Raw genomic sequence first — 22,581 nt, 5'->3', positions numbered from 1 at the left:
CCGGTCAATTTAAGGATTAGACATCCAAACGAGAAAAAGACCTCAATGTGAGGTCTTTTTAGTTTTTAAAGATTCGCTTTAGACGTTGTATTAACCGTCGATACCACGTGATTTAAGGAACTCAGAGTAAGTGCCTTTGAAGTCTGTGATTTTGCCGTCACGAATTTCAAGAATACGGGTAGCCAACGAGTCAACGAATACACGGTCGTGAGATACGAAGAACAAAGTACCTTTGTACTGCTCAAGTGCCGTGTTAAGTGATTCAATGGATTCCATATCCATGTGGTTGGTTGGTTCATCCATTAGCAGCATGTTTGGTTTGTGCATCATTAGCTTACCAAGCAACATACGGCCTTGCTCACCACCGGATAGCACTTTTACCGACTTCTTGATGTCGTCCTGGCCAAATAGCATACGACCCAAGAAGCTGCGTACGACTTGCTCGTCATCGCCTTCCTGACGCCATTGACCCATCCAGTCTGTCAAGTTTAAGTCTTCTGCAAAATCATGTGCGTGGTCTTGCGCGTAGTAACCAATGTTTGAGTTCTCAGACCATTTGTACGTACCCGTACGTGGTTCCAGAACGCCAGCCAAAGTATTCAACAGCGTAGTTTTACCGACACCGTTCTCACCAATAATGGCGACGCGCTCACCCACTTCAAAGATTGCATCGAAGTTTGCGAACAGGTCATCTTCAAAACCTTGGCTTAGGTTTTCAACAATCAGAGCGTTACGGAATAGCTCTTTAGACTGTTCAAAACGAATGAATGGGTTTTGACGGCTAGACGCTTTAACTTCATCCAGTTTGATCTTATCAATCTGCTTCGCGCGTGATGTTGCCTGTTTTGCTTTCGATGCGTTTGCAGAGAAACGCGCAACGAAGGTTTGAAGTTCAGCGATTTGCGCTTTCTTCTTCGCGTTGTCGTTGAGTAGACGTTCACGAGCTTGCGAAGCTGCGGTCATGTACTCGTCGTAGTTACCTGGATAAACACGTAGCTCACCGTAATCCAGGTCAGCCATGTGGGTACAAACTGAGTTTAGGAAGTGACGGTCGTGCGAGATGATGATCATTGTACAGTTACGCGCGTTTAGCGTGTCTTCCAACCAACGGATAGTGTCCATATCCAAGTTGTTGGTTGGTTCGTCAAGTAGCATGATATCTGGGTCTGCAAACAGAACCTGAGCAAGAAGCACACGCAGTTTCCAGCCAGGTGCAACTTCGCTCATCAGACCAAAGTGTTGCTCCATTGGAATACCTACAGCAAGAAGAAGCTCACCAGCTTTCGCTTCTGCCATGTAGCCATCCATTTCTGCGAACTGAACTTCAAGGTCAGCTACTTTCATGCCGTCTTCTTCACTCATCTCTGCAAGAGAGTAAATGCGGTCACGTTCTTTCTTAACTTCCCATAACTCTTTGTGGCCCATGATTACCGTATCGATAACCGTGAACTCTTCGTAGGCAAATTGATCCTGGTTTAGCTTTGCAACACGCTCGTTCGGGTCGTAGCTTACGTTACCACTGGTTTGCTCAAGCTCGCCGCTGAGGATTTTCATAAAGGTTGATTTACCACAACCGTTAGCGCCAATTAAGCCGTAGCGGTTACCTTCGCCGAACTTAACTGAGATGTTTTCGAATAGCGGCTTAGCGCCGAATTGTTGAGTAATATTCGCTGTGGAGATCAAAACCTTTACCTTAGCAATTTGAGTGTATTTATAAAAACCGGGCAACGGTACTTGTTAAGGCTACACACTGCAAGTTTTGTTTTTATTAATTATTCAGAAAACCTTTATTTGATGGATATCACATTAAATATCCAAGCCAGATTAAGCGATATTGGTGACCTCCAGCATTAACTCAGCTTTTTTCGGCAGATAAATACTGAACACGCTGCCTTTGCCCCACTCGGACTCCACTTTTAGCTCCCCGCCCGTTTGGCTAAGAATACTTTGCGACACAGACAGCCCCAATCCGGTGCCATCTCGTTTGGTGGTGTAGAACGGCGAGAAAATACGACTCACGTTTTCTGGCTTGATTCCACAGCCTTCGTCGGCAACATGGATAACGGTACCTTTTACTAAGCCATTTTCCAGCCAGTCTTCACTCGTTACGATCAATTTACCTTGACCGTTCATGGCGTGGATGGCGTTCATCTGTAAGTTAACCAATATCTGCAACAGGTGATGGCGATTAATTTCAACCGGGGTATGAGCCTGCAAATCAGCAACAAATTCAATGTCGCGCTTTTTGCTCCCTGTTTTAACCAACGTGATACTTTCGTCGATGATCGGATTAACATGCTGCCAGGTGATCTCATCCTGAACTCCGCCCTGCCGACTGTATTGCAACAAACTGCGGGTAATGTTTCTGATGCGATCGATTTGAGCGTGAATAGCGTCAATTTCTTCTTGAACTCGATTTGCGTCGTCGCCAAGTTCAAAATGAATGAGTTCGATATTACCGAGGATCACCGCCGTTGGGTTATTAATTTCATGGGCGATACCCGCGGTAAGCTCTCCAAGCGCAGAAAGCTTTTCATGCACGACCAGCTTATCTCGGGTTTGATTGAGCAACTGAATGTGCAGTTCCAGCTCTTGGGTTTTCTCTCGTAAACTCGCTGTACGTTCTTGAACTTTACACTCTAACTGCGCTGCGGAATTCTTCAGTTCTATCTTGCGCTCTTGCAGTGCGTCCAACATGTTATCGAATTGCTTAGCCAGTTGTGCCAGTTCATGGTCGTCATTCAGCCCCAAAGGACCAATGCGCTTTTCTTTACCCAGTTGAACCTGTTTTACCACCTTATGAATACGTTCTATCGGGCGGAATAAATCACGCGAACCTCGATACACCATCACGCCAGACACAAGCAGTAACATCAAGGTCATCAGGCTGACTTCCGCAATGTTCGTCACATACGCTTTGACAAACGGCCACATTAAATAACCGGTATATAGCATGCCAATCACATTATCATACTGGTCTTTAATAGGCTGATAAGCGGTGATATACCAAGCATCGTAAACGAAAGCCCGACCAACCCACATTTCACCCCGGGACAGTACTTGCTCTGAAACTTCGTTGCTCACTTTCGTACCAATGGCCCTGCCAAGGCGATGATCACTGTCCAGCGGGACGTTGGTGCTTACGCGCAGGTCAGACAAAAACAGGGTCAGGGTGCCAATTGGTCGTAATCGGTCATTTACGTTGGGATAAATAAGGTCGCGAATCTGGTCTACCAGCACGGTACTGTTGTTGAGGAGTAATCCTCCGTCCAAGAAGCCAATTAAATCGTTCGCGCGACTATAAACAGGAATGACTGTACGGCTTACTAAGCCTCGGGTTTCTGTTCCACTGCCTTGGCTCACAATCGGAACCTCTGCCCGTTTAGCCAGATCGGGATCAAGTTGTTCAAGCTCTTGTTTATTCAATATATCGAAGAAGGACTCCCGCTTAGTCAAATCCATAAAGCGGAATTTGTTTTCAACGGAGTTCACGTGTTGGAAAGAGAGAAAATCTAACCCGTAACGATGCTTCTGGGTGGAGACCCAGGCCTGGAGTTCTTCCGGTGGCGTATTTTGATTGATACGGTAGTGAAAGTCATAAGAATCTGCGAACGCCCTAACGTAATTGGCTTGCTTTTGTTGCAACAGCTCGACACTATTTTCTGCAACCCCCAAGCGCTCAGAAACATCAAGCAACGTATTCTGCCACGTGTATTGAATAGACCAATAAATGGTGATGGCAATCAACGCGAGCAGCGTCACGAAGATAGGTGCTGATGTGAGAATTAACAGGCGGTAACGCACCATACTTTTAAATCGGTGCGTCCACTTAGACAATCCTTTGTGCTGCTGCCACTTAGTTGGCATATTCCTCATCCTCTGCGTCCCACTCTTTGTACTTACGCTCTAACGTTTTGCGTGCCACGCCTAAATCACGCGCTGCCGCCGATTTGTTACCATCGTGCAGGGTAACAACCTGTTGAATATGCGCTTTTTCTACTTCTTTAAGAGTCCAGCTATTGGGATAACCGTCGCCTAAAAACTCATTACTTTCCTTGAGCGTTGGAAGCTCGGCGGTATGTGAAACGGTCATAGAAACATTTGGCAAGGCGTGAGAGCCGTTTACTTCTCGCCAATGATGAGCAGGCGGCTTACCTAATAAGATGCAACGCTCAATCAGGTTTTTTAACTCACGAATGTTACCTGGCCAATCGTACTCGCTCATTGCTTCCATATCTTCATGCGCCCACTTCGGTGCGGGCATTCCTAGCTCGCGAGTTAGCATGTTGCTGAAGAAAGGAATGAGTTCAAAGAGATCACTTTTACGTTCACGAAGTGGACACACTTCAATCTTCAGAACGTTGAGGCGGTAATACAAATCGCTACGGAAGTTGCCCTGATTCACTTCCTCCTGCAAATTTCGGTTAGTCGCAGCCACGACACGGACATCGATGCTAATTTCTTTCTCTGAGCCAACCGGTCGGATAGTACGCTGCTCTAAAACACGCAAAAGTGATGCTTGCATCGATAATGGCATTTCACCGATTTCATCAAGGAAAAGGGTTCCGCCATTAGCCACTCGAAATAAACCTTCACGTGATTTTTTCGCACCGGTGAACGCGCCGGAAGTGTGGCCAAAAAGCTCACTTTCTAATAATTCAGGCGCGATCGCGGCGCAGTTGACGGGAACAAATGGACCACTTCTATCACTGGCCTGGTGAATACCGCGAGCAACCAATTCTTTCCCCGTGCCCGACTCACCTTCAATTAATACTGACGCACGTGATGGTGCAAACTGAGTTATCAATAACTTAAGTTGACGGGTTTTCTCTGAACCACCTATGATTTCTGAGCTGTTGTAGCGTTGATAATCCCGTTTCATCGCATATTGCATACGCTCATTCAATCGACGCTCCATACAGCGGGTCACCGATTTAAGCATTTGATCGAGATTAAAAGGTTTGAGAATAAAATCTGAAGCTCCAAGCTGGAGAGCTCGAATCGCGGTTTCAAGATCAGCATAACCGGTCATGAATATCACATCTGCTCTTTTTTCATCATCGGTAAAGGCTTCTTCCCACTCAATTCCTGAGCGGCCGGGCAAATTAATGTCGAGTAAAATCAGATCGTAATGACGAGAGCTTCTCAGTTGCTCTGCTTCTTCAATGCAGCCAGCCGTATCAACCTGGGAAAAGAGTTTACCCAAGGCTTTTTTCAAAATGGCTTGCATGCCTGGCTCGTCATCAACGACCAGAACAGAAAACGCGTTGAATTGTTGCTTTGTACTAATATGGGATTGCGCAGACATATTTACCCCAGATGGTTTCAGGTGGGACAGAGTGTACCAACACGACAGGGGTACCCTCCTCAATAACTGAGACATTTTGTACCAATGGGAGAATTTATGCAAACAAGTCTATGAAATGGCGCATAAATAGAACAATTTTAGGTTGAATATTGTTGGCATCTTGTTTGCTATAAGGGGTATCCAAGTCGCCAATATGTTGGGCTCTTAGAGTCTGCCACTCAAGGAAGGCTTGTGATTTGAGCAATCAAGATCGTTCAGGAACTTCTCACACGTTAAACGTAAAAGAAACCGAAACATCATTGGAAAGGAAACAAATAAAAATGAAAAAAATTGCGCTAACCTTGGCAGCAACGTCAATCACACTAGTAAGTTACTCTGCTTTTTCCGCTCAAGATGGCGAACACATTCGCTTAGCAACCACAACCAGCACGTACCATTCAGGACTGCTGGATTACCTACTACCAGAATTCGAAAAAGAGACAGGCTATAAAGTCGACATCATCGCTGCAGGTACCGGCAAAGCGCTTAAAATGGGTGAAAATGGCGATGTGGATTTGGTAATGACACACGCGCCTAAAGCAGAAGGCCTATTCGTAGAAAAAGGGTACGGCGTTCAACCGCGTAAGCTAATGTACAACGATTTTGTGGTTGTTGGTCCTAAAGCCGATCCAGCTGAAATCAAAGATGATGAAAGCGTTCTTGATGTGTTTAAAGAAATCGCAAGCAAAGACGCAACCTTTATTTCTCGTGGTGACGATTCAGGCACACACAAGAAAGAAATGGGCTTTTGGGCACAAACAAAAATTGAACCAAACTTTGGTGGCTACCGCAGTGTAGGCCAAGGTATGGGCCCTACTCTGAACATGGCGTCAGAGATGCAAGGCTACACGATGACAGACCGCGGTACTTGGCTGGCATATGAAAACAAACTGGATCTGGAAATTCTGTTCCAGGGGGATGAAATGCTATTTAACCCTTATCAGGTGATCTTAGTTAACCCTGAACGTTACCCAACTATTAATCACAAAGGCGCGCAAGTATTCAGTGATTGGTTGGTTAACCAACACGGTCAGGAATTAATTAACAGCTTCCGCCTTAACGGAAAACAGCTGTTTGTAGCGAACGCGGACAGTAAATAACGCACTATGAATCTTGCTGAAACAACACTAGAAGCGCTCCAGCTTCTGGTGAATTTCGATGCAGAGCTTTGGGAGATCGTCGCGGTCTCCTTTAGCGTTTCTATTACGGCAATATCGTTAGTGGTATTGCCGGCAATTTTGATGTCCTTTGTACTCGCTTACACCGATTTTCGTGGAAAGTGGTTTTTGCTGTCTATCATCAATACGCTTCAGGCCGTACCAACGGTTGTTATCGGCCTCTTGCTCTACATGCTGTTGTCGAGAGCTGGCCCTTGGGGCGGGTGGGAAATGCTGTTTACGCAGAAGGCGATGATATTCGGTCAAATGCTGATCTGTTTCCCTGTGTTAGTCTCGATGATGCACGGTGCATTGCAATCGAGCGATCGCCGTATGATAGAGACATCGCTTACCTTAGGTGTATCCCTTCCTCGTGTTGCATCGACAATGATTTGGGAAACGCGATTCCCGTTACTCGCAGCAGTCATTGCAGGCTTTTCGCGAATCGTTACTGAAGTCGGCTGTTCGATGATGGTTGGTGGCAACATTATGGGCGTGACACGCAATATACCAACAGCGATCGCAATGGAAAGTAGTAAAGGTGCTTTTGCGCAAGGTGTTGCATTAGGAATTGTATTACTATCCTTAGCATTAGCATTAAACTTCTTCCTGTCGAGTATGAGAGGCAAAGGCTATCTTAGAACATGACGCTAATGATCGACTCGTTTTCTATTCTCTGTAGAGGCGTACTATGACTATAAAAATTACCGCCGAACAATTGTCCATGCGCTTTAAAGAGCGCGTGCTCTTTCACATTCCCGAGCTAACGATTGGACCGAACGATGCGATTTATCTTAAAGGCGATAACGGCGTCGGAAAAACAACACTGCTGAAAATTCTAGCCGGTCTTTTGAAAGCATCAACCGGCACTGTAGCCGCACCTAAAGATACCTGGCTGAAAAAACTGACCCGCCGAAATGGTCGTGTCGATGTTATTTATCTCCATCAATCTCCTTACCTATTTGACGGCAGCGTTTACGAAAACGTTGTTTATGGCGTGAAATATCAGCAGGACAACGCAAAAGATAAGCGAGCGCAAGTCATCAACGCGCTACGCATGGTAGGTTTGGAAACCTTAGCCGATGAACATATCTCTGTATTGTCAGGTGGCGAAAAGCAGCGTGTTGCCATGGCGAGAGCATGGATCTTAAAGCCGTCGATTTTATTGATGGATGAGCCAAGTGCTTCACTAGACGCCGAATCGATCGAGCGATTAGTCGTGATGGCCAAAGATCTTTTAGATCGTGGCTCTAGTATCGTGATCACGAGCCATCAAACCAACGCGCTAACCGATTTATGTAAAAAACAGTGGTGGATTAAAAACAAGACTTTGGTAGAGTCACCTCTGTTATATGTCATACCAAAAGAAAACTCCCAAGAGAATGCATATGCTTCAACCAACACAAACTAGTTGGGTCATCTTAGCTGGCGGTCAAGCCAGCCGCATGGGTGGAAAAGATAAAGGCCTGATAGAGCTAAATCACAAACCACTCATCAAACACGTCATAGAACGTCTATCACCACAAACACCAAGCATTTTAATCAATGCCAATCGAAACCAAGACGCCTACCGTCAGTTTGGTTTCGTCTTCAGTGATCAATTCAAAGATTACCCTGGGCCGATGGGTGGCATTCATGCCGGATTAATGCACGCGCAAACGGATTGGGTCGGGTTTGTTCCATGTGACAGTCCACAGATTAATACTGACTTAGTTGAACGCTTTTGTCAGGCGGTCAAAGACGACACTGACATTTTGGTCGCGCACGATGGTGATCACCAGCAACCAGTTTTCACTATGTACCATAAGCGCGTACTGCCAAAACTGACGGCATTTTTAGAGCGTGGCGATCGAAAAATCATTTTGCTTTATAAAGAATGTCACACCAGCTACGTTGATTTCAGTGACTCACCAAACTGTTTCGTCAACTTAAACACTCCGGAAGAACTGGCGCAATTTGGACAATTAGAATCATGAAACACACGCTAAATATCCCTATTCTTGGTTTTGCCGCATACTCAGGTACTGGCAAAACTACGTTGCTAGAAGCACTGTTACCAAAACTGACCGAAGCTGGTTTACGTATTGGCATGTTGAAACACGCGCACCACAACTTTGACGTCGATAAGCCAGGTAAAGACAGCTATCGTTTACGCAAGGCTGGCGCTTCACAAATGTTGATCGCATCTCGAAATCGTTTTGCTTTGATGACAGAAACTCCGGATGCTGAGGCAGAGTTCGAATACCTGTTGACTCGTTTTGATGAAGACAAGTTAGATGTCGTTCTGGTTGAAGGTTGTAAAAACATCGCCTTTCCAAAAATCGAACTTCACCGAGAAGAAGTCGGCAAACCTTGGCTTTACCCTTCTGATGAAAACATCATTGCGATTGCCTGCGATAGTGGTGAATTAGATTCCGAATTACCGCAGATGAACATCAACGATTTGGATGCTATCGCGGAGTTTGTTCTTCAGTATGTCAACGCAGCGAAACAGCCGAAATCGAAAGACAAAGAAGCCGCGTGCTGTGACACCTTATCCCCTGCTTTCCTATCTGTGGAGCAAGGCCGAGAGAAAATTCTCTCTTTAGTGCCTTCCTTGACTGACATTGAACTATGCGATGTTGAGCGTAGTTACGGTCGAGTATTGGCTGATGACATCGTTTCTCCGGTTAACGTACCTCAATACACAAACTCGGCAATGGATGGTTATGCTATTCGCAGTGACGACCTTGAGCGAGAGAGTTACCAAGTGATGGCAGAAGTTCTTGCTGGCCATGCTTACGATAAACCGTTGCAGATGGGGCAAGCGGTTAAAATCATGACGGGAGCACCAACTCCGGTTAATGGTGACACGGTGGTGATGCGCGAACAAGCTATACAAACTGGTGACAAGGTAACGTTTAATACTTCAGGCATAAAAGCGGGTCAGAACGTTCGTCAAGCTGGTGAAGATCTTGAAATTGGCAGTAACGTCTTTACCTCTGGTACTCGCCTCGCCTCTCCGGAAATGGGCATGATCGCCTCTCTTGGTTTCGGACAAGCAAGTGTCTTTCGTAAACTCAAAGTCGCAATCTTCTCAACGGGTGACGAAGTGCAAGCGCCAGGCACCGAGCAGAAGCCTAATTCAATCTTCGACTCAAACCGATTTACCATTATGGGTATGCTTGAACAGCTCGGGTGTGAAATTTTGGATTTTGGTATTCTGGAAGACAATGAACAACAGATGATCGAAGCATTGGAGCAAGCATCCCAGCAAGCAGACATGGTAATGACATCTGGTGGCGTGTCTGTTGGTGATGCGGACTACATTAAGTTAGCTCTGGAAAAGTTGGGACAAATTGACTTTTGGCGTATCAACATGCGCCCTGGTCGCCCACTTGCGTTTGGCCAAATTAACAGTAAGCCGTTTTTTGGTTTACCGGGTAACCCTGTTGCCGTAATGGTATCGTTCATCAACTTCGTTGAGCCTGCAATCCGTAAAATGCAGGGAGAACAAGGTTGGCAACCATTAAAAGTCAACGCGGTTGCAACGGAAAACTTACGCTCTCGCCAAGGCAGAACTGAGTTTAGCCGCGGATTCTATCAGCTAGACGAAACCGGCCGCCTCACCGTTCGCACGACGGGTAAGCAAGGCTCCGGTATTTTGCGTTCGATGAGTGAAGCGAATTGTCTAATCGAAATATCCCCTGCTATCGATACAGTTAAAGTGGGAGAAAACGTGACAATCATCCCTCTTCAAGGCAGAATCTAGCCCCAATAGGTTACTAGCAACGATTTTATAAAGGTCAGCTATGCTGACCTTTCGTTTTTAGTGGAGTTTGAGGTTGGTACTCCATATCAAATATCCATCGCTGCTTACGGTAGGCATGGCTCAATTTCACTGAAAGCATTAACACACTATTCGAGAGATTATTATGGCTCGCACCATTCTTTACACATACAAGAACGAAGACAAAGAACTGACGTTCTCTTACCAGCAACATCGCAATATTCATGAAGCCGTTGCTGAAGCAGAAGGTATTGATATTTCTGAGTTCCTAAAAATGGAACAGCAAATCGAAGCGATTTCTGATACCAAAGCCGTTCGAAACTATCGTGATAACCACTTTAAAAAACTTGGTTTTACAAAAATCACTCTGGCCCAAAAGGAAAACTTGGGCGTTGGTAAAAAGAATAAATAGTTTTTACCAAATAGCAAAAGCTCGCGATTAAACGCGAGCTTTTTTGTATCTGCTTGGATCTGTTCGAGTTTAGAGCTGAGGCGCAACAACCACAAACTTACTCGTCCCTGCAATTGGCGCATACCAGTCATTGCCTCGGACATAATAGGTAGCACCATCCACCGTTACTCTCACTACACCACTTGGGAGTGCATTCACAACCTGACCCGATAGACTGCTGCTTACGGAATTGACTTGCTGTGACGAGGATACAGGTGGCTGCTCAACATAAATATACTGGTCACCACTTTGCTTGTAATAAGCGTTATCGATAATCGCATACGTTATTCCCGCAATCGCTAAAATTGCGGCCGTAGAAGGCAATCCGCTATGATGATACGAACGATGTGACGGAGCCTTATGACTCGGTCTATGGTCTGGCTTTACTACAACAACTTTGCTCGGAGGTTGATGGTCATGCCCCTGTCCCGGCGCTTGCTTCGCAAAAGATGGGGCCACCATACTCATCAGTACCAACGCAATGGCACCGTTACGAAATGTTGAAACGTTAAACATAGTCATCCCCGTTAATTAATCTCTAAGATTTAAAGAAATCTTACCAGAGGCTAGTTCAAGTGACGTAAATGAAGTGTAAAGCTCGGTAAAGACGGTTTCCTGACAAAGTCTACGCAAACAAAAAGCCCTGTTGCATAATTAGCAACAGGGCTTTTATTCAATTCTAAATGTTAAACCAAGCTAACTATTTACTTGATGTTTAAGAATGCTGCGCCGCGAACACCACCCGAATCACCATGTTTTGCTTTGATGATTTTTGGACATTTCGCTACAGAAAGCAGGTGTTTTGGAATACGCTTTGGCATCTCTTCGTAAATAAGATCGAAGTTAGAAAGGCCACCGCCCAGTACGACAACATTAGGATCTGTTGCGGTAAAGATGTTGCCCAAACAAATCGCCAGAAGTTCCATAAAGCGCTCAACGTGTTCAACGGCTGAAGCTTCACCTTCGCCATACGCTTTGATGATATCGATCGCTTTTTTCTGCTCGCCGAAGTAATGCGCATAAATCAGCTCAAAACCGCGACCGGATAGGTAGCTATCAAGACAACCTTTCTTACCACATCCACAACCAAGTAATGGCGCATTGTCACCTAGGTGGAACCATGCATCGATAGGAAGACGCATATGGCCAACCTCTCCCGCTACGTGGTTACGACCTGAGAAAACTTTGCCTTCGTAAATAAAGCCGCCACCAAAACCGGTACCCAAGATTAAACCCAATACAGATGGCTCACCTTGTAGATCTTCATCCCAAGCTTCTGAAAGTGCGAAACAGTTTGCGTCGTTTTCGATCTTCACAGAGCGACCGATTTTCGCTTCTAGATCTGCACGTAGTGGTTTGCCTTTCGCAGCGGGTACATTTACTGTCAATACGGTTGCATCATCAGCATCTTCCATTCCCGGAAGACCCAGGCCAATGGTACCTTCGCAGCCAAACTCAGCGTCGTACTTACTAATAAGATCAGCGATAGTGTCAACCAATAGTTCATAGTTATCAGTTGGTGTTGGTACACGCTCAGTTGCTACACGCTCAAGCTTTTCGTTAAATGCACCAAACTCAATCTTTGTGCCACCGACATCAAAGCCATAATACATGCAATTCTCTCCTAAAAAGTGCTAACAGGACTCCCAAAAATTTAGTGGAGTCAAAAAGATAAACTTCAGGCATTATCCATATCTATACGCCTACAAACCGTGACCAAATCCAGATTTATCCTCTCACTCAAGCCAGTTGAACAACAAGCGATCAACAAAAACTCATTCCTTAGAGTCAGTTCTCAGTTTTTGCCCACGCTTTGAAACGATGTAGATGCGGACGGTTGGGATCCGTTTTGACTCGTGTTTTGGTCAGCATGTAGGTTTCTCTAAAAGCTTCGAACCACAATTGGAGACACTCTGAAGCTTGGTGCTCACCTGCCTGTTTAAGCACTAAAGTGGCAACTTCAGCCGTAGAGAGATGCTGCTCGTTTTCAGAACGTCGCATGATGTATTCAGAGAGTGTTTCTGGTTGTATCGATAATACCGGTAACGATTGTAGATAGTCAGAACGGCGGAAAATTTTTCTCGCTTCACGCCAGCTGCCATCAATAAAAATCAACAGCCATTTATTGTTGCTGCTTTCCGGTGTTCTCAATAGCTCAGGGCTCAGGCTGTCCATTAATCGTGAAGTGTCATCGACATAATCTGCCGGGAATATGATCACCGGCTGATAGTCATCACTTTTTAATAACGCGAGCATCTCATTGGAAGGTTCCGTTCGGTTCCATTGGTATACGTAGGTTTCCTCAATGGTATCGGCAATCAGGCGACCCGTATTACTCGGCTTAAACACTTCGTTTTCCGATACAATCAACATACAAGCGAGATTGGATTTGATATTTGGCTGTAGTTCACACAGGCAGTGCTCTTGTGAGACCTGACAATATTGGCAGCGAATAACTTTGCAGCCTCGCGCGTTAAAAGTCTTTGTCGAGATAGACTGACGGTGCTGATATAAACGGTGAAAAGCGTGAATTCTCATGAGTAGCAATGCCAAATAAAAAGTAGAGCGCGATTCTACTGGCATAACCGCTTAGCCTCAAGGTAAGGTATAGATACCGAAAGAAATTGGCACTGAATTTGGTCTGTTCAGACAGAATAGATAACTGAGAGGAACTTCTGTGACAGAAACAGCATTTAACGACCCCGCTTGGATAAGGCTCGGTTGCTTTGTCGGTGTGTTGCTGCTTTGCACGTTATGGGAAAACGTATTACCCAGAAAAGTATTAACGGTGTCTCGCGCTTTTCGTTGGGTAAACAACCTCTCACTCGTCGCGCTCAACAGTGTTGTTATCGCGTTAGTCATGCCTATCGCGGCATTCCAGGCAGCCGTTATTGCTAGCGAGCATCAGTGGGGTCTATTCCAATTAATGTCGTTCCCTGATTGGTTAAACGTTCTGATCTCTATCATCCTGCTCGATTTTATTATTTATGTGCAGCACGTTATCTTCCACCGTGTCCCTGTATTGTGGAAGCTTCATCGGATGCACCATGCTGATTTGGATATTGATGTAACGACGGGCGCCCGCTTCCACCCAATTGAGATTTTGATTTCCATGGTGATTAAAATTGGTGCCGTATTTATGCTCGGCGTCTCTCCAATCGCCATTGTCATGTTTGAAATTATTCTCAACGCGAGTGCTATGTTTAATCACAGTAATGCGAAGCTTGCGTTACCTGTAGATGCATGGCTAAGGAAAGCGATTGTTACTCCGGATATGCATCGAGTCCATCACTCCGTCATTCCGAGAGAAACGCATTCTAACTTTGGGTTCTTTTTGTCAGTGTGGGATCGAATGTTTTCGACGTACCGCGCTCAACCAGAGCTTGGGCATGAGCATGTTGTCATTGGTTTACCTGACATCAGAGACAAACTGGAGCAGAGGCTGGATAAGCTTCTTACCCAACCATTCCGCTATCGTGTTAAGACAAAAAAATAACGTTGGTTTGGAATGACACTGGTTTTTTTGGTCATTCCCTTACAAACTGATTATGACGATACTACCGGAAAATCTGGCGCGACTGTCGATTCTTACGAGCGTTCCAAAGCCATATAGATACGCCCATAGCAAAACCTAAAAATAGCGTCTTCATCTGTAAAGCGGTGTTGTTATCTAATATTTCCAACGAGTAATGTGCGTGAGAGTTAAAAATCACATTGGTGAACAAGATTACCAACATCAATACCAGACCAGCCCTGCGGTATCGAATCAAAAGGTAAACTGCCAACAGGTCGAAAATGCCCAATATACTCCAGTAGATATTTAACCAACGCGGTGCAAAATCATAAGGTAATAAACCGTCGGCAATGTTGTCGTAAATGTGTACAGCACCGCCAATCGTCAAAAAAAGGCATAAGAGAAACACTACGAATTTATCCATCATCGTTTCCTTATTTTAGTGAATAGCGAAGAGCATATAGAACTAATCGAACAATTTATAATTTTGTGGCAATTTTTGGGACCGACCATGCCCTAATGCATGACCAAGTAATTGGAAATGTATTCGGTTACGAACATGCTGCTACTGCAAGGATAGTTACATGTTATCAAATTCGCACGCTGCGAGCGCATGTATCTCCAAATAACTTTGGCATGGAAGACTTAGTAAGTATGCTTGGGATACGAAACGGGAACAAAAAGGCCAAGGACGTCGATAGACCCGGCCTTGGCTTGTCGTCGGTTTACTTATGATTTACAAGTCATACTTATGAAGCATAGCTTGTTGATGGCCAGCAATTTCTGCCACTTGTTCCGAGCTTTCGACCATTGATTCTAGTCGTAGCTTTGTTTGCTCGCCTTGTTCCGATATTTGTGCGATTGATTGTGACACATCAGCGGTTGCCCGCTCCTGCTCTTCTGTCGCGACAGAGATCTGTTCAACACGTTCTTGAATAAGTTTAACGGCGTTATTGATGTCGGAAAATACCAATTTAACTTCATGACTCGATTCTAGTGCATGCGTCATTTCTTCCCGGGAATCGCTCACGGCTTGTCGAGAACGCTCTGCCGCCGTCGTCAACTCATTCATCATTGCCCGAATATTGGTGGTTTGTTGCGACGTATCGCTGGCGAGTTTACGCACTTCATCTGCTACCACCGCAAAACCACGCCCTTGCTCACCTGCACGCGCCGCTTCAATCGCAGCATTCAAGGCCAACAAGTTAGTGTTATCAGCAATACCACTGATCATATCGACCATTTCGCGAATCTGTTTCACGCGCTCATCGAGCTCCAGTATGGACTGTTCATTCATAGTAAATGACGTCTCTAGTGCCTCCAGTCTAGCGCGATTTAGTTCAACAACTTCAACCCCTTTTTCGGTTTGCGTTGTCGCCACAAGAGCATCTTCGGCTGAAGCGTTCGTCACCATGGCTATTTCTCGTATCGAGGCTTCCAACTGTGTAATGGTAGTGACCATACTCACCAAGGCTTCATTTTGTTTACTGAGTCCTTCGTTAGTTTGCTCTGCGGCGGTATGGCTGATTTCCGCCGTTTGATAAAGTGTCTCACAATTTCGAGTCACCGTAGAGATGGAGTCATAGGTGGAATCAATGACCAGATTCAGTTTACGCGCCACCTCTTTCAGTTCTTCAGGTCCCACCTCATCGGCTTTCTCCCGGAAATCGTGTTCGGTCAGTGCGGATAATCGGCTAAGGACCGACTTTAGTCCTCGATTCGTCCAGCTTCTCAAACCAACCAAAGTTGCGAAAATAATGATTGAGATGACCACAGCGGCGATAATGACCATTAAGCTAACGGTTTTTATCGTCGTATTTACGACGTTTTCTCTCTCATTAATCAAATCAGAAGCTGCGAGTGAAACCTGATCAAGTAACAGCATCGTCTCGTCAGCGAGCTGGGAAGCTTGTTTAAATTCCGCTCTTTGTTGTTCGCTTTGTTCGAGTTTAGCAAGAATCAAATGCAGAATACCTTTGTCAGTAAAGCCTGCTTTTACCATTTCATAAGGCGCGGTTAGACTGGCATAGTCACTGACTTCAGGGTGCAGTGCTTGGAAATCGGAGTATGCGAGGTTAATCCCTGCGATTCGGTTTCGCATTTCACGGTATTCTTTTTCCGCTTTTTCTAGGTCAGTATGCGTAAGCATCATTAAAAAGGTACTTTCCATCGAACTTGCTGAAGCAATAAACCGATTGGCAGCGTCACTTGATTGAGGATTGTCTGCACTCAAAAAAGAGCTGATGCGGTTCATTTCCGGGCCGATAGAGCTTAGACCGTAGCGGAACCCACCAACCGCAGAATTTATGTCCGTTTGAATCTGGATCACTGCCTTCTGCTTTAGCAATATCGCTTGAGTGATGTTGTGCAAGTTTTCGACTTTGGTTTTTAATTCATTTGAAAGCGAAACCGCAACGCCAGAGGTTTTTTCCGTTAAGCCCTCAGATTGAATAGCTAACGCTTCTATTTGTGATTCAATTACAGGGAGTTCTTTAGGTTCGGTAACTTGCATTCCATGGTTTAGCAATTTAACGATCTCGAGAACATTTCTGGTTAACTTGGCGTTGGCCATTGCCATAGGTAATGCTTTTTGAGACAGATCTTCAAATTGTTCTCCGATCTGTCCCATTCCTTTGAAACTTGAAGCAGAAAGAGCTATAACAAGTGCAATGATAGTTAAAAATGTTGCACTGATCGTCTGAATCAGTGAGAGTGAAAAGCGTGAGCGTTTGCGCGTTGCCATAATCAATTTTTATTCTTTCTTAGGTTTGAACGGTTTTACTGCGTGTCCATCACATAAAGTTGATAAAACCGTGATAAGCGTTCAATAGTATGGATTGATTGTGACAATAATATTTCATGTATTAATCACTTGAATGGTAGGTGGATGATTTGCGTCGTATTTATTTCTCTTTGATAATCAGCGCACTTATGACAGCTTGTTCGTCGGGTCCTGAGCCAGCAGAGCACGCCGTGGCTGTGACAGTTCCCCCTGCGAAAACTTTGGCTAGCAAACCGGAGTTACTGCAGTTTTATAACGAGTGGCACGGCACTCCGTACCGCTTGGGTGGGACACAAAAGTCAGGTATTGATTGTTCTGCCTTTGTGCAAAAGGCCTTTGTGGAAGCGTATCAACTTGCTTTACCGAGGACGACAAAGCAGCAATCTAAACAAGGCGTAGAATTAGGATGGAATGAAGCCAAACAAGGGGACCTTGTCTTTTTTAAGACCAGAAGAACAACATATCATGTTGGTATCTATTTGGGTAACAAGCAGTTTATGCACGCGTCCACATCGAAAGGCGTCATTATTTCTCGGATTGACAACCCCTATTGGGCATCAAAATTTTGGCAAATTAGAAGGGTGACATTGTAACGCCACGAGCGCTTTGAACGATGAGAATTCACGATTCAAACAACATAAGCCTCTAGTCGTAAATCGCCACTGCGTTATCAAAAAGATTTTTCACCAATGCGACGTACTCTTCCAAAAAAGTAATCTGTTCATTGGTCGCCTTCTTACCCCAGACTCCAGCGAGGACTTCACCCAAGTCTTCTACTACGGCATCCGCTTCTTTTAACAACTTAAAACGCACACTGGAATGAAGTTCAGGGTTTTGCTCAAAAATCATCATGATATTTGATGCCACCATATCGGTAACCACATCTTCGATACTTTCTGAACCTGTATCACCACGCTCGGTGGTAAAGATATCAAGGTTTAGCGACAAGTGTTCGATAAGAGCAAGGTAACCATCCGTTTCAACAACCACTGTATTTCTCCATTAACGTCAAGACTAGAATGCTAGGTGCACAATTTGTATCAATAGTAAGACATTACTAAGAAATTTCACTAACTTATGTCATAGAAAAGCGTATTTACGAGCCAAATGGACAGCTAGTAACCAACAATATAGAAACTCGTCTCGATTTAGTCGTCACCAAATACACAACTTTGGTTTCGTCCGCTTTCTTTTGCACGATACAAAGCGGAGTCTGCACTTTTTAACCATTGTATATGGCTTTCAAAGTGAGGCTTATATTCGCATACGCCAATACTGACGGTGTAGTTAATCAGAGAATCTTCAACTTTCACGGTCTCTTGTTCTACGCGTTTACGTAGCCGCTCTGCAAAATAACTGGCCTGTTCCTGATTGGTATTTTTTAACAACACTGTGAACTCTTCCCCGCCAAAACGACCACAAATGTCGCTGCTTCGGGCTGTTTTTCTTAACAGAGCTGACGTTCGACGAATCACTTCATCCCCAACAGGGTGACCAAAATTATCATTAACTTGTTTAAAGTGGTCAATATCGAAAATAACCAGAGAACAGGACCCATCAACGACTTTTATTTGGGTAAATTCTTCTTTGAGTGATTGTTCCCAATAAGCGCGATTAAACAAACCGGTAAGACCGTCTTTACGGCTGATTTCTGAAAGGTGTTGATTGGTTTCTTTAAGATAAATACGGCTTCGTGCCGTTTCAGACACATCGTTTATTTGGATAGCGATATGGCTTATCTCTCCGGAAAGAGAGCGCAGCGGCGTGATCACGATATCCTGATACATAAAGGTGCTGCTGTTCGATACCGGAGAAAAGTTAGTAAACTTAAAAAGGTATGGACGATTTTCCCAACTAGAAAATGAACGAGTTTCCAAGTCGGCTGATGTATTTAATTTTGTCTCGAGCCAAGCTCTAGGCAGGTCTTCAAAGTGGTCGAATAGACTCTCACCGAGAATTTCTTGCGACAATACACCGCTGTAGGATTGCATAAAGCTGTTCCACACGCAGACCTTATACTGGCGATCCAGCACAATAAGGCCAGAGTCCATTGTGTCTAAGATTTGCGTGACCCAGTGAAAGTCAGCCATGTCCAGCGTGATTTCGGACATCAGATTAACTCCATGATTTCATAAATGATTTCTACAGATGGTTTGTCTATCAGAAAGAGCACTTCACATTCAAAGTCCAGTGATTCCGCCATGTATGTATATTCAATCGTAAAAAGCTCCCCTTTTTGACCTTGCTGCTCACTATAAGTCGGTAAGGTTTCGATGATACTCGGCTGGCGAAGCGAGAACTGCTTATCTAACTGGCAACCTAACGACGTTAAGAACGAAGACACTAACAAGTTAGAGATATTAAGAATGATCTCGTTATAGCTGGTGAACTCCAGTTGAAAGCCTAGCCGCTCTCCTATCTGGTCGATGTGTTTACCTCTGAGGCAAACTAATGCTTCACCATGAATACCACCACCAACAAACCGTTGTGCGACCGCAATCGAACCATCACGGCGAATGACATCAACCAGCGTCATATGGAGTTCTCCATATGTTAATGGCCCAACGTGAGGTACTGGCAACTGAATAAACTCGCGTAAATGATCGGCCATGATGGCGGCCCCTTTTCCTAGGGCAACATTCGCGACTTCTCGAAACTTCGCAAGCGAGGAAAGATCATCGAATACTTGCTGTTTAGGACTGAGCTCTACGGTAGGCTTAAATGCGTATTGCATTCCCAGTTGCTCATACAGCGGGGCCACTTGCTCTTCAGACAATGGTTTTGCAATAAATGCTTTTGCACCTAATTCGATGCAGCGCTGTTGGGCTTCTTGTTGGACATCGCCAGAGATGATCACTATCTGGGTGTTGTAGCGGCTTACTGGTAAGGATTTTAGAACTTCGAAACCGTCCATAATCGGCATCGTGAGATCGAGGAACATAATGTCAATATTTTGTTCCGCCAGAATCTTCAGTGCTTCATACCCATCTTGGGCTTCGATCAGCTGCATTGATGAACTTTGCACGATTGTTCTTATAATCAGTTTTCTTGCGATTGCTGAGTCATCACATATCAGTACTTTCATGCTATCAATGGAACCAAAGTCAAAAAAATTATAATACATGTTGTGTGGGTATATAACCATCTGCTAGGACGATAAATCATAAACTTATGAGCGATATGATTCACACTTATGCAAATTTCGTCAGCAGATTCATAAATTTATTGTTCAAGTATGCGCAGCAACGCGCCAATTTCTCGTCGTTTATCCTAAACTATTGGTGGTCAAACAGATTCGCGAGGTTTTGTATGTGGCAAGCAATATCGCAACAGCTTTCTGATACGCTGTTATTTGAATATCAAATCAACGAAAAAGTTCGCCTTTCTGGTGGAGATATCAATGAAAGCTATATGATCAATGATGGCGAGCAACGCTATTTCGTTAAAATAAACGATCGTGATTTTTTGTCTAAGTTCCAAGTAGAGGCTGAAAGCCTGCATCTGTTACGTGAAACTTCAACCGTATTTGTTCCAGAGGTTGTACTGGTCGGCAAAACAAAAAATAACTCTTTCTTAATTCTTAACTACCTCCCAACTAAACCGTTAGAAGATGCGCAAAACAGCTTCTTGTTTGGCCAACAGCTTGCTCAATTACACCAATGGGGAGAACAAAAAGAGTTTGGATTTGATACCGACAACTATTTGGGTTCAACCCTACAACCTAACCAGTGGCACAAGAAGTGGTGCATGTTTTTTGCAGAGCAGCGCATAGGATGGCAATTACAATTACTGAAAGAAAAAGGCGTAACTTTGGTCGATATTGAGGACTTTGTTAACGTCGTGAAACAGCTTTTGTCTAATCACACGCCTGAGCCATCGTTACTGCATGGTGACTTATGGAATGGTAATGCTGCCGTGACACCTGTCGGACCTATTTGCTATGACCCTGCATGCTACTGGGGCGACAGAGAGTGCGACATTGCGATGACTGAGCTTTTCGGTGGATTTAGACCTGAATTTTATCAAGGATATGAATCAGTTATGCCATTATTACCTGGATACCAGGAACGTAAAGAGATTTATAATCTCTACCATGTTCTTAACCATTGCAACCTGTTTGGCGGGCATTATTTAGAGCAAGCGCAGCTAACAATTAACAAAATTATTTCTGTCTAATTTGAAATACTTAAAACGTTGCATAATGTAAATTTACGAGTGATATCACTCTGAAAATTGACCCCAGATTCAGTGTTGAGTTTGGGGTCAAGTTTTGTACTTATTTCGATTCAAATAGCAACAACTACACTTAATATTTAAGTATCTCTCGATGTTGGGACAAAGTAAGTGATAGGGCTGAGCTTCCACAATAAATTGTTTTAAAAGCCCTGCAATACGAGGAGTTGTTGTATGAAAAACTATACTGAAAGACACGTAAAGTGTCCGCATTGTGGGCACTCAATAGGAATCACTTTAGACGCCAGTAATGGTGACCAAGAGTTTTATGATGACTGCCCTGCCTGTTGTCATGCCATTCATCTCAACATGCATGTGGATGAACTGAACGATAAAGTAGAGCTGTTTATTGACGATAACTACGAATAAACTAAAACGTAAAAAGGAGCAATAACGCTCCTTTTTTAGATCACGGCAAATATCACTGATATTTAAATTTGTTTCGCTGCCAGCACACGCTCGACCGTATCGACAATAGCCTGAGTTTGTGGATCGAACTCAATATTGACACGTTCAGTCACTTTCCTACCGCCAAACATAGTTCTCTGCAACGTCTCAGGAATCAGATGTACAGAGAAACGATTGTCTTCTACCTCGCCAATTGTTAACGAACAGCCATCGATACCAATATACCCTTTGGCCAATACGTATTTCATTGAATCTTGAGGCAACTCGAACCAGATGGTTCGGTTATTTGGCGTGTCAATGACGTCGACAATGGTGGCCATCAAACTAATATGACCAGACATATTGTGACCACCAATTTCATCACCAAATTTAGCCGCTCGTTCGATATTGACGTTATCGCCCTCACTGAGAAAACCCAGATTGGTTAATGCTAGTGTCGCTTGCATCAAATCAAAACTAATGTGCTTCCCGTCGATTTGAGTGACAGTCAGACAGCAACCATTATGTGCGACGGATGCCCCAATCTCTAACCCGTCAAGAAGGGAGCCATCTAACTCGATCACATGAGTTTGAAAACGCTCTTTCTTTTCGATTTTCACGACCTTTGCCGTGCCCTGTACTATTCCAGTAAACATTGTTTATACCTACTTATCTGATCTCTACTAAACAACGCTCGAGAGATGTTTATTTCTACGCGTTTACCTTTCTTCTATCGGACTACTATAAACTGTTTTCAAGTTAATATGCAGTTAAAGGTATGGCATATAAAGATACAATTGTTTATCATTTGCGCGGAGGCTCTCTGAGACATTTTTCCACCTTATCATGGTTAAGATCAACCACTAGGTCAGTCCATCACATCTTTTGTTCTCGAGCTCTCTCATTCTTTCAATTTCAATCTCTCTTTGCGCCCTGGAGTA

Annotated in this window: 22 protein-coding genes; 10 read left to right on the top strand and 12 right to left on the bottom strand. The window is 44.3% G+C overall.

The features are described 5' to 3' along the window. Positions 1-90: 90 nt before the first annotated feature. From VER99_RS07275 to VER99_RS07265, 3 genes are all read right to left on the bottom strand, one after another. Positions 91-1,683, bottom strand: coding sequence for an ABC-F family ATPase (locus VER99_RS07275; protein ID WP_014231806.1), 1,593 nt, complete (start codon positions 1,681-1,683; stop codon positions 91-93). Between the two features lie 141 nt (positions 1,684-1,824). Further along, positions 1,825-3,867 carry a sensor histidine kinase gene (locus tag VER99_RS07270; RefSeq protein WP_020333263.1) on the bottom strand — a complete coding sequence of 681 codons (2,043 nt, stop codon included), beginning with the start codon at positions 3,865-3,867 and terminating at the stop codon, positions 1,825-1,827. Beyond that, a complete protein-coding gene (locus tag VER99_RS07265; RefSeq protein WP_020333262.1) occupies positions 3,857-5,308 on the bottom strand; it encodes a sigma-54-dependent transcriptional regulator in 1,452 nt (483 codons plus the stop codon). Before VER99_RS07265 ends, VER99_RS07270 begins: the two co-directional genes overlap by 11 nt. A gap of 320 nt (positions 5,309-5,628) precedes the next feature. Here VER99_RS07265 and VER99_RS07260 point away from each other — a divergent pair, with 320 nt between their 5' ends. From VER99_RS07260 to VER99_RS07235, 6 genes are all read left to right on the top strand, one after another. Further along, positions 5,629-6,447 (top strand): ABC transporter substrate-binding protein, encoded by an 819-nt coding sequence (locus tag VER99_RS07260; RefSeq protein ID WP_014231803.1) that lies wholly within the window; start codon positions 5,629-5,631, stop codon positions 6,445-6,447. A 6-nt stretch (positions 6,448-6,453) separates the two neighbouring features. Beyond that, the gene (locus tag VER99_RS07255; RefSeq protein ID WP_014231802.1) at positions 6,454-7,152 is read left to right on the top strand and encodes an ABC transporter permease; all 699 of its coding nucleotides are present in this window, start codon (positions 6,454-6,456) and stop codon (positions 7,150-7,152) included. A gap of 43 nt (positions 7,153-7,195) precedes the next feature. Next, the gene (locus VER99_RS07250; RefSeq protein ID WP_020333261.1) at positions 7,196-7,915 is read left to right on the top strand and encodes an energy-coupling factor ABC transporter ATP-binding protein; all 720 of its coding nucleotides are present in this window, start codon (positions 7,196-7,198) and stop codon (positions 7,913-7,915) included. Next, entirely contained in the window at positions 7,893-8,480 is a 588-nt protein-coding gene (mobA, locus tag VER99_RS07245) for a molybdenum cofactor guanylyltransferase MobA (RefSeq protein WP_020333260.1), read from the top strand. Before VER99_RS07250 ends, mobA begins: the two co-directional genes overlap by 23 nt. Further along, entirely contained in the window at positions 8,477-10,255 is a 1,779-nt protein-coding gene (locus VER99_RS07240; protein WP_020333259.1) for a bifunctional molybdopterin-guanine dinucleotide biosynthesis adaptor protein MobB/molybdopterin molybdotransferase MoeA, read from the top strand. Before mobA ends, VER99_RS07240 begins: the two co-directional genes overlap by 4 nt. A gap of 163 nt (positions 10,256-10,418) precedes the next feature. Then, a complete protein-coding gene (locus tag VER99_RS07235; protein WP_014231798.1) occupies positions 10,419-10,685 on the top strand; it encodes a DUF2960 domain-containing protein in 267 nt (88 codons plus the stop codon). Positions 10,686-10,754: 69 nt separating this feature from the next. On the opposite strand, the gene VER99_RS07230 is transcribed toward VER99_RS07235, so the two are convergent. The 3 genes from VER99_RS07230 to VER99_RS07220 all read right to left on the bottom strand — a co-directional run bounded on the left by VER99_RS07230 (position 10,755) and on the right by VER99_RS07220 (position 13,262). Beyond that, positions 10,755-11,240, bottom strand: coding sequence for a DUF6515 family protein (locus VER99_RS07230; protein ID WP_020333258.1), 486 nt, complete (start codon positions 11,238-11,240; stop codon positions 10,755-10,757). Positions 11,241-11,428: 188 nt separating this feature from the next. Further along, positions 11,429-12,337: an N-acetylglucosamine kinase gene (gene nagK / locus VER99_RS07225; RefSeq protein ID WP_014231796.1), complete on the bottom strand. Its 909-nt coding sequence runs from the start codon at positions 12,335-12,337 to the stop codon at positions 11,429-11,431. 175 nt (positions 12,338-12,512) lie between these two features. Beyond that, positions 12,513-13,262 carry a tRNA-uridine aminocarboxypropyltransferase gene (locus VER99_RS07220; RefSeq protein WP_024372674.1) on the bottom strand — a complete coding sequence of 250 codons (750 nt, stop codon included), beginning with the start codon at positions 13,260-13,262 and terminating at the stop codon, positions 12,513-12,515. A gap of 139 nt (positions 13,263-13,401) precedes the next feature. On the opposite strand from VER99_RS07220, the gene VER99_RS07215 reads away from it, so the two are divergent. Next, on the top strand, positions 13,402-14,220 hold the full coding sequence (locus VER99_RS07215) for a sterol desaturase family protein (protein WP_024372673.1): 819 nt from the start codon (positions 13,402-13,404) through the stop codon (positions 14,218-14,220). Between the two features lie 61 nt (positions 14,221-14,281). On the opposite strand, the gene VER99_RS07210 is transcribed toward VER99_RS07215, so the two are convergent. Both VER99_RS07210 and VER99_RS07205 read right to left on the bottom strand, forming a co-directional pair. Beyond that, a complete protein-coding gene (locus VER99_RS07210; protein ID WP_014231793.1) occupies positions 14,282-14,662 on the bottom strand; it encodes a hypothetical protein in 381 nt (126 codons plus the stop codon). 312 nt (positions 14,663-14,974) lie between these two features. After that, positions 14,975-16,981: a methyl-accepting chemotaxis protein gene (locus tag VER99_RS07205; protein WP_020333255.1), complete on the bottom strand. Its 2,007-nt coding sequence runs from the start codon at positions 16,979-16,981 to the stop codon at positions 14,975-14,977. Positions 16,982-17,121: 140 nt separating this feature from the next. On the opposite strand from VER99_RS07205, the gene VER99_RS07200 reads away from it, so the two are divergent. Beyond that, entirely contained in the window at positions 17,122-17,613 is a 492-nt protein-coding gene (locus VER99_RS07200) for an NlpC/P60 family protein (protein WP_024372672.1), read from the top strand. Positions 17,614-17,665: 52 nt separating this feature from the next. Here VER99_RS07200 and VER99_RS07195 read toward each other — a convergent pair whose 3' ends face one another. From VER99_RS07195 to VER99_RS07185, 3 genes are all read right to left on the bottom strand, one after another. Continuing rightward, positions 17,666-18,010, bottom strand: coding sequence for a DUF3802 family protein (locus VER99_RS07195; RefSeq protein ID WP_014231790.1), 345 nt, complete (start codon positions 18,008-18,010; stop codon positions 17,666-17,668). A 158-nt stretch (positions 18,011-18,168) separates the two neighbouring features. Continuing rightward, positions 18,169-19,131, bottom strand: coding sequence for a GGDEF domain-containing protein (locus VER99_RS07190; RefSeq protein WP_020333253.1), 963 nt, complete (start codon positions 19,129-19,131; stop codon positions 18,169-18,171). Then, positions 19,131-20,105 carry a response regulator gene (locus VER99_RS07185; RefSeq protein ID WP_024372671.1) on the bottom strand — a complete coding sequence of 325 codons (975 nt, stop codon included), beginning with the start codon at positions 20,103-20,105 and terminating at the stop codon, positions 19,131-19,133. Before VER99_RS07185 ends, VER99_RS07190 begins: the two co-directional genes overlap by 1 nt. Before the next feature lie 224 nt (positions 20,106-20,329). Here VER99_RS07185 and VER99_RS07180 point away from each other — a divergent pair, with 224 nt between their 5' ends. Together VER99_RS07180 and VER99_RS07175 are read left to right on the top strand one after the other, a co-directional pair. After that, a complete protein-coding gene (locus VER99_RS07180; RefSeq protein WP_014231787.1) occupies positions 20,330-21,196 on the top strand; it encodes a fructosamine kinase family protein in 867 nt (288 codons plus the stop codon). A 231-nt stretch (positions 21,197-21,427) separates the two neighbouring features. After that, positions 21,428-21,622, top strand: coding sequence for a CPXCG motif-containing cysteine-rich protein (locus VER99_RS07175; protein ID WP_014231786.1), 195 nt, complete (start codon positions 21,428-21,430; stop codon positions 21,620-21,622). A 62-nt stretch (positions 21,623-21,684) separates the two neighbouring features. On the opposite strand, the gene VER99_RS07170 is transcribed toward VER99_RS07175, so the two are convergent. Beyond that, positions 21,685-22,296 carry a riboflavin synthase gene (locus VER99_RS07170; protein ID WP_020333251.1) on the bottom strand — a complete coding sequence of 204 codons (612 nt, stop codon included), beginning with the start codon at positions 22,294-22,296 and terminating at the stop codon, positions 21,685-21,687. Between the last annotated feature and the right edge of the window lie 285 nt (positions 22,297-22,581).

Origin of the sequence: Vibrio natriegens NBRC 15636 = ATCC 14048 = DSM 759 (assembly GCF_035621455.1) — a bacterium.
Taxonomy (GTDB): Bacteria; Pseudomonadota; Gammaproteobacteria; order Enterobacterales; family Vibrionaceae; genus Vibrio; species Vibrio natriegens.
The sequence above is the reverse complement of the archived record's forward strand: the minus strand, read 5'-3'. Positions and strand labels throughout refer to the sequence as shown.

Excerpts from the sequence above, each read along its gene's own strand:
- VER99_RS07270 (WP_020333263.1), bottom strand. The coding sequence starts at position 3,867 with ATGCCAACTAAGTGGCAGCAGCACAAAGGATTGTCTAAGTGGACGCAC.
- VER99_RS07265 (WP_020333262.1), bottom strand. The coding sequence starts at position 5,308 with ATGTCTGCGCAATCCCATATTAGTACAAAGCAACAATTCAACGCGTTT.
- VER99_RS07260 (WP_014231803.1), top strand. The coding sequence starts at position 5,629 with ATGAAAAAAATTGCGCTAACCTTGGCAGCAACGTCAATCACACTAGTA.
- VER99_RS07255 (WP_014231802.1), top strand. The coding sequence starts at position 6,454 with ATGAATCTTGCTGAAACAACACTAGAAGCGCTCCAGCTTCTGGTGAAT.
- VER99_RS07250 (WP_020333261.1), top strand. The coding sequence starts at position 7,196 with ATGACTATAAAAATTACCGCCGAACAATTGTCCATGCGCTTTAAAGAG.
- mobA (WP_020333260.1), top strand. The coding sequence starts at position 7,893 with ATGCTTCAACCAACACAAACTAGTTGGGTCATCTTAGCTGGCGGTCAA.
- VER99_RS07240 (WP_020333259.1), top strand. The coding sequence starts at position 8,477 with ATGAAACACACGCTAAATATCCCTATTCTTGGTTTTGCCGCATACTCA.
- VER99_RS07235 (WP_014231798.1), top strand. The coding sequence starts at position 10,419 with ATGGCTCGCACCATTCTTTACACATACAAGAACGAAGACAAAGAACTG.
- VER99_RS07230 (WP_020333258.1), bottom strand. The coding sequence starts at position 11,240 with ATGTTTAACGTTTCAACATTTCGTAACGGTGCCATTGCGTTGGTACTG.
- nagK (WP_014231796.1), bottom strand. The coding sequence starts at position 12,337 with ATGTATTATGGCTTTGATGTCGGTGGCACAAAGATTGAGTTTGGTGCA.
- VER99_RS07220 (WP_024372674.1), bottom strand. The coding sequence starts at position 13,262 with ATGAGAATTCACGCTTTTCACCGTTTATATCAGCACCGTCAGTCTATC.
- VER99_RS07210 (WP_014231793.1), bottom strand. The coding sequence starts at position 14,662 with ATGGATAAATTCGTAGTGTTTCTCTTATGCCTTTTTTTGACGATTGGC.
- VER99_RS07205 (WP_020333255.1), bottom strand. The coding sequence starts at position 16,981 with ATGGCAACGCGCAAACGCTCACGCTTTTCACTCTCACTGATTCAGACG.
- VER99_RS07190 (WP_020333253.1), bottom strand. The coding sequence starts at position 19,131 with ATGTCCGAAATCACGCTGGACATGGCTGACTTTCACTGGGTCACGCAA.
- VER99_RS07185 (WP_024372671.1), bottom strand. The coding sequence starts at position 20,105 with ATGAAAGTACTGATATGTGATGACTCAGCAATCGCAAGAAAACTGATT.
- VER99_RS07180 (WP_014231787.1), top strand. The coding sequence starts at position 20,330 with ATGTGGCAAGCAATATCGCAACAGCTTTCTGATACGCTGTTATTTGAA.
- VER99_RS07175 (WP_014231786.1), top strand. The coding sequence starts at position 21,428 with ATGAAAAACTATACTGAAAGACACGTAAAGTGTCCGCATTGTGGGCAC.
- VER99_RS07170 (WP_020333251.1), bottom strand. The coding sequence starts at position 22,296 with ATGTTTACTGGAATAGTACAGGGCACGGCAAAGGTCGTGAAAATCGAA.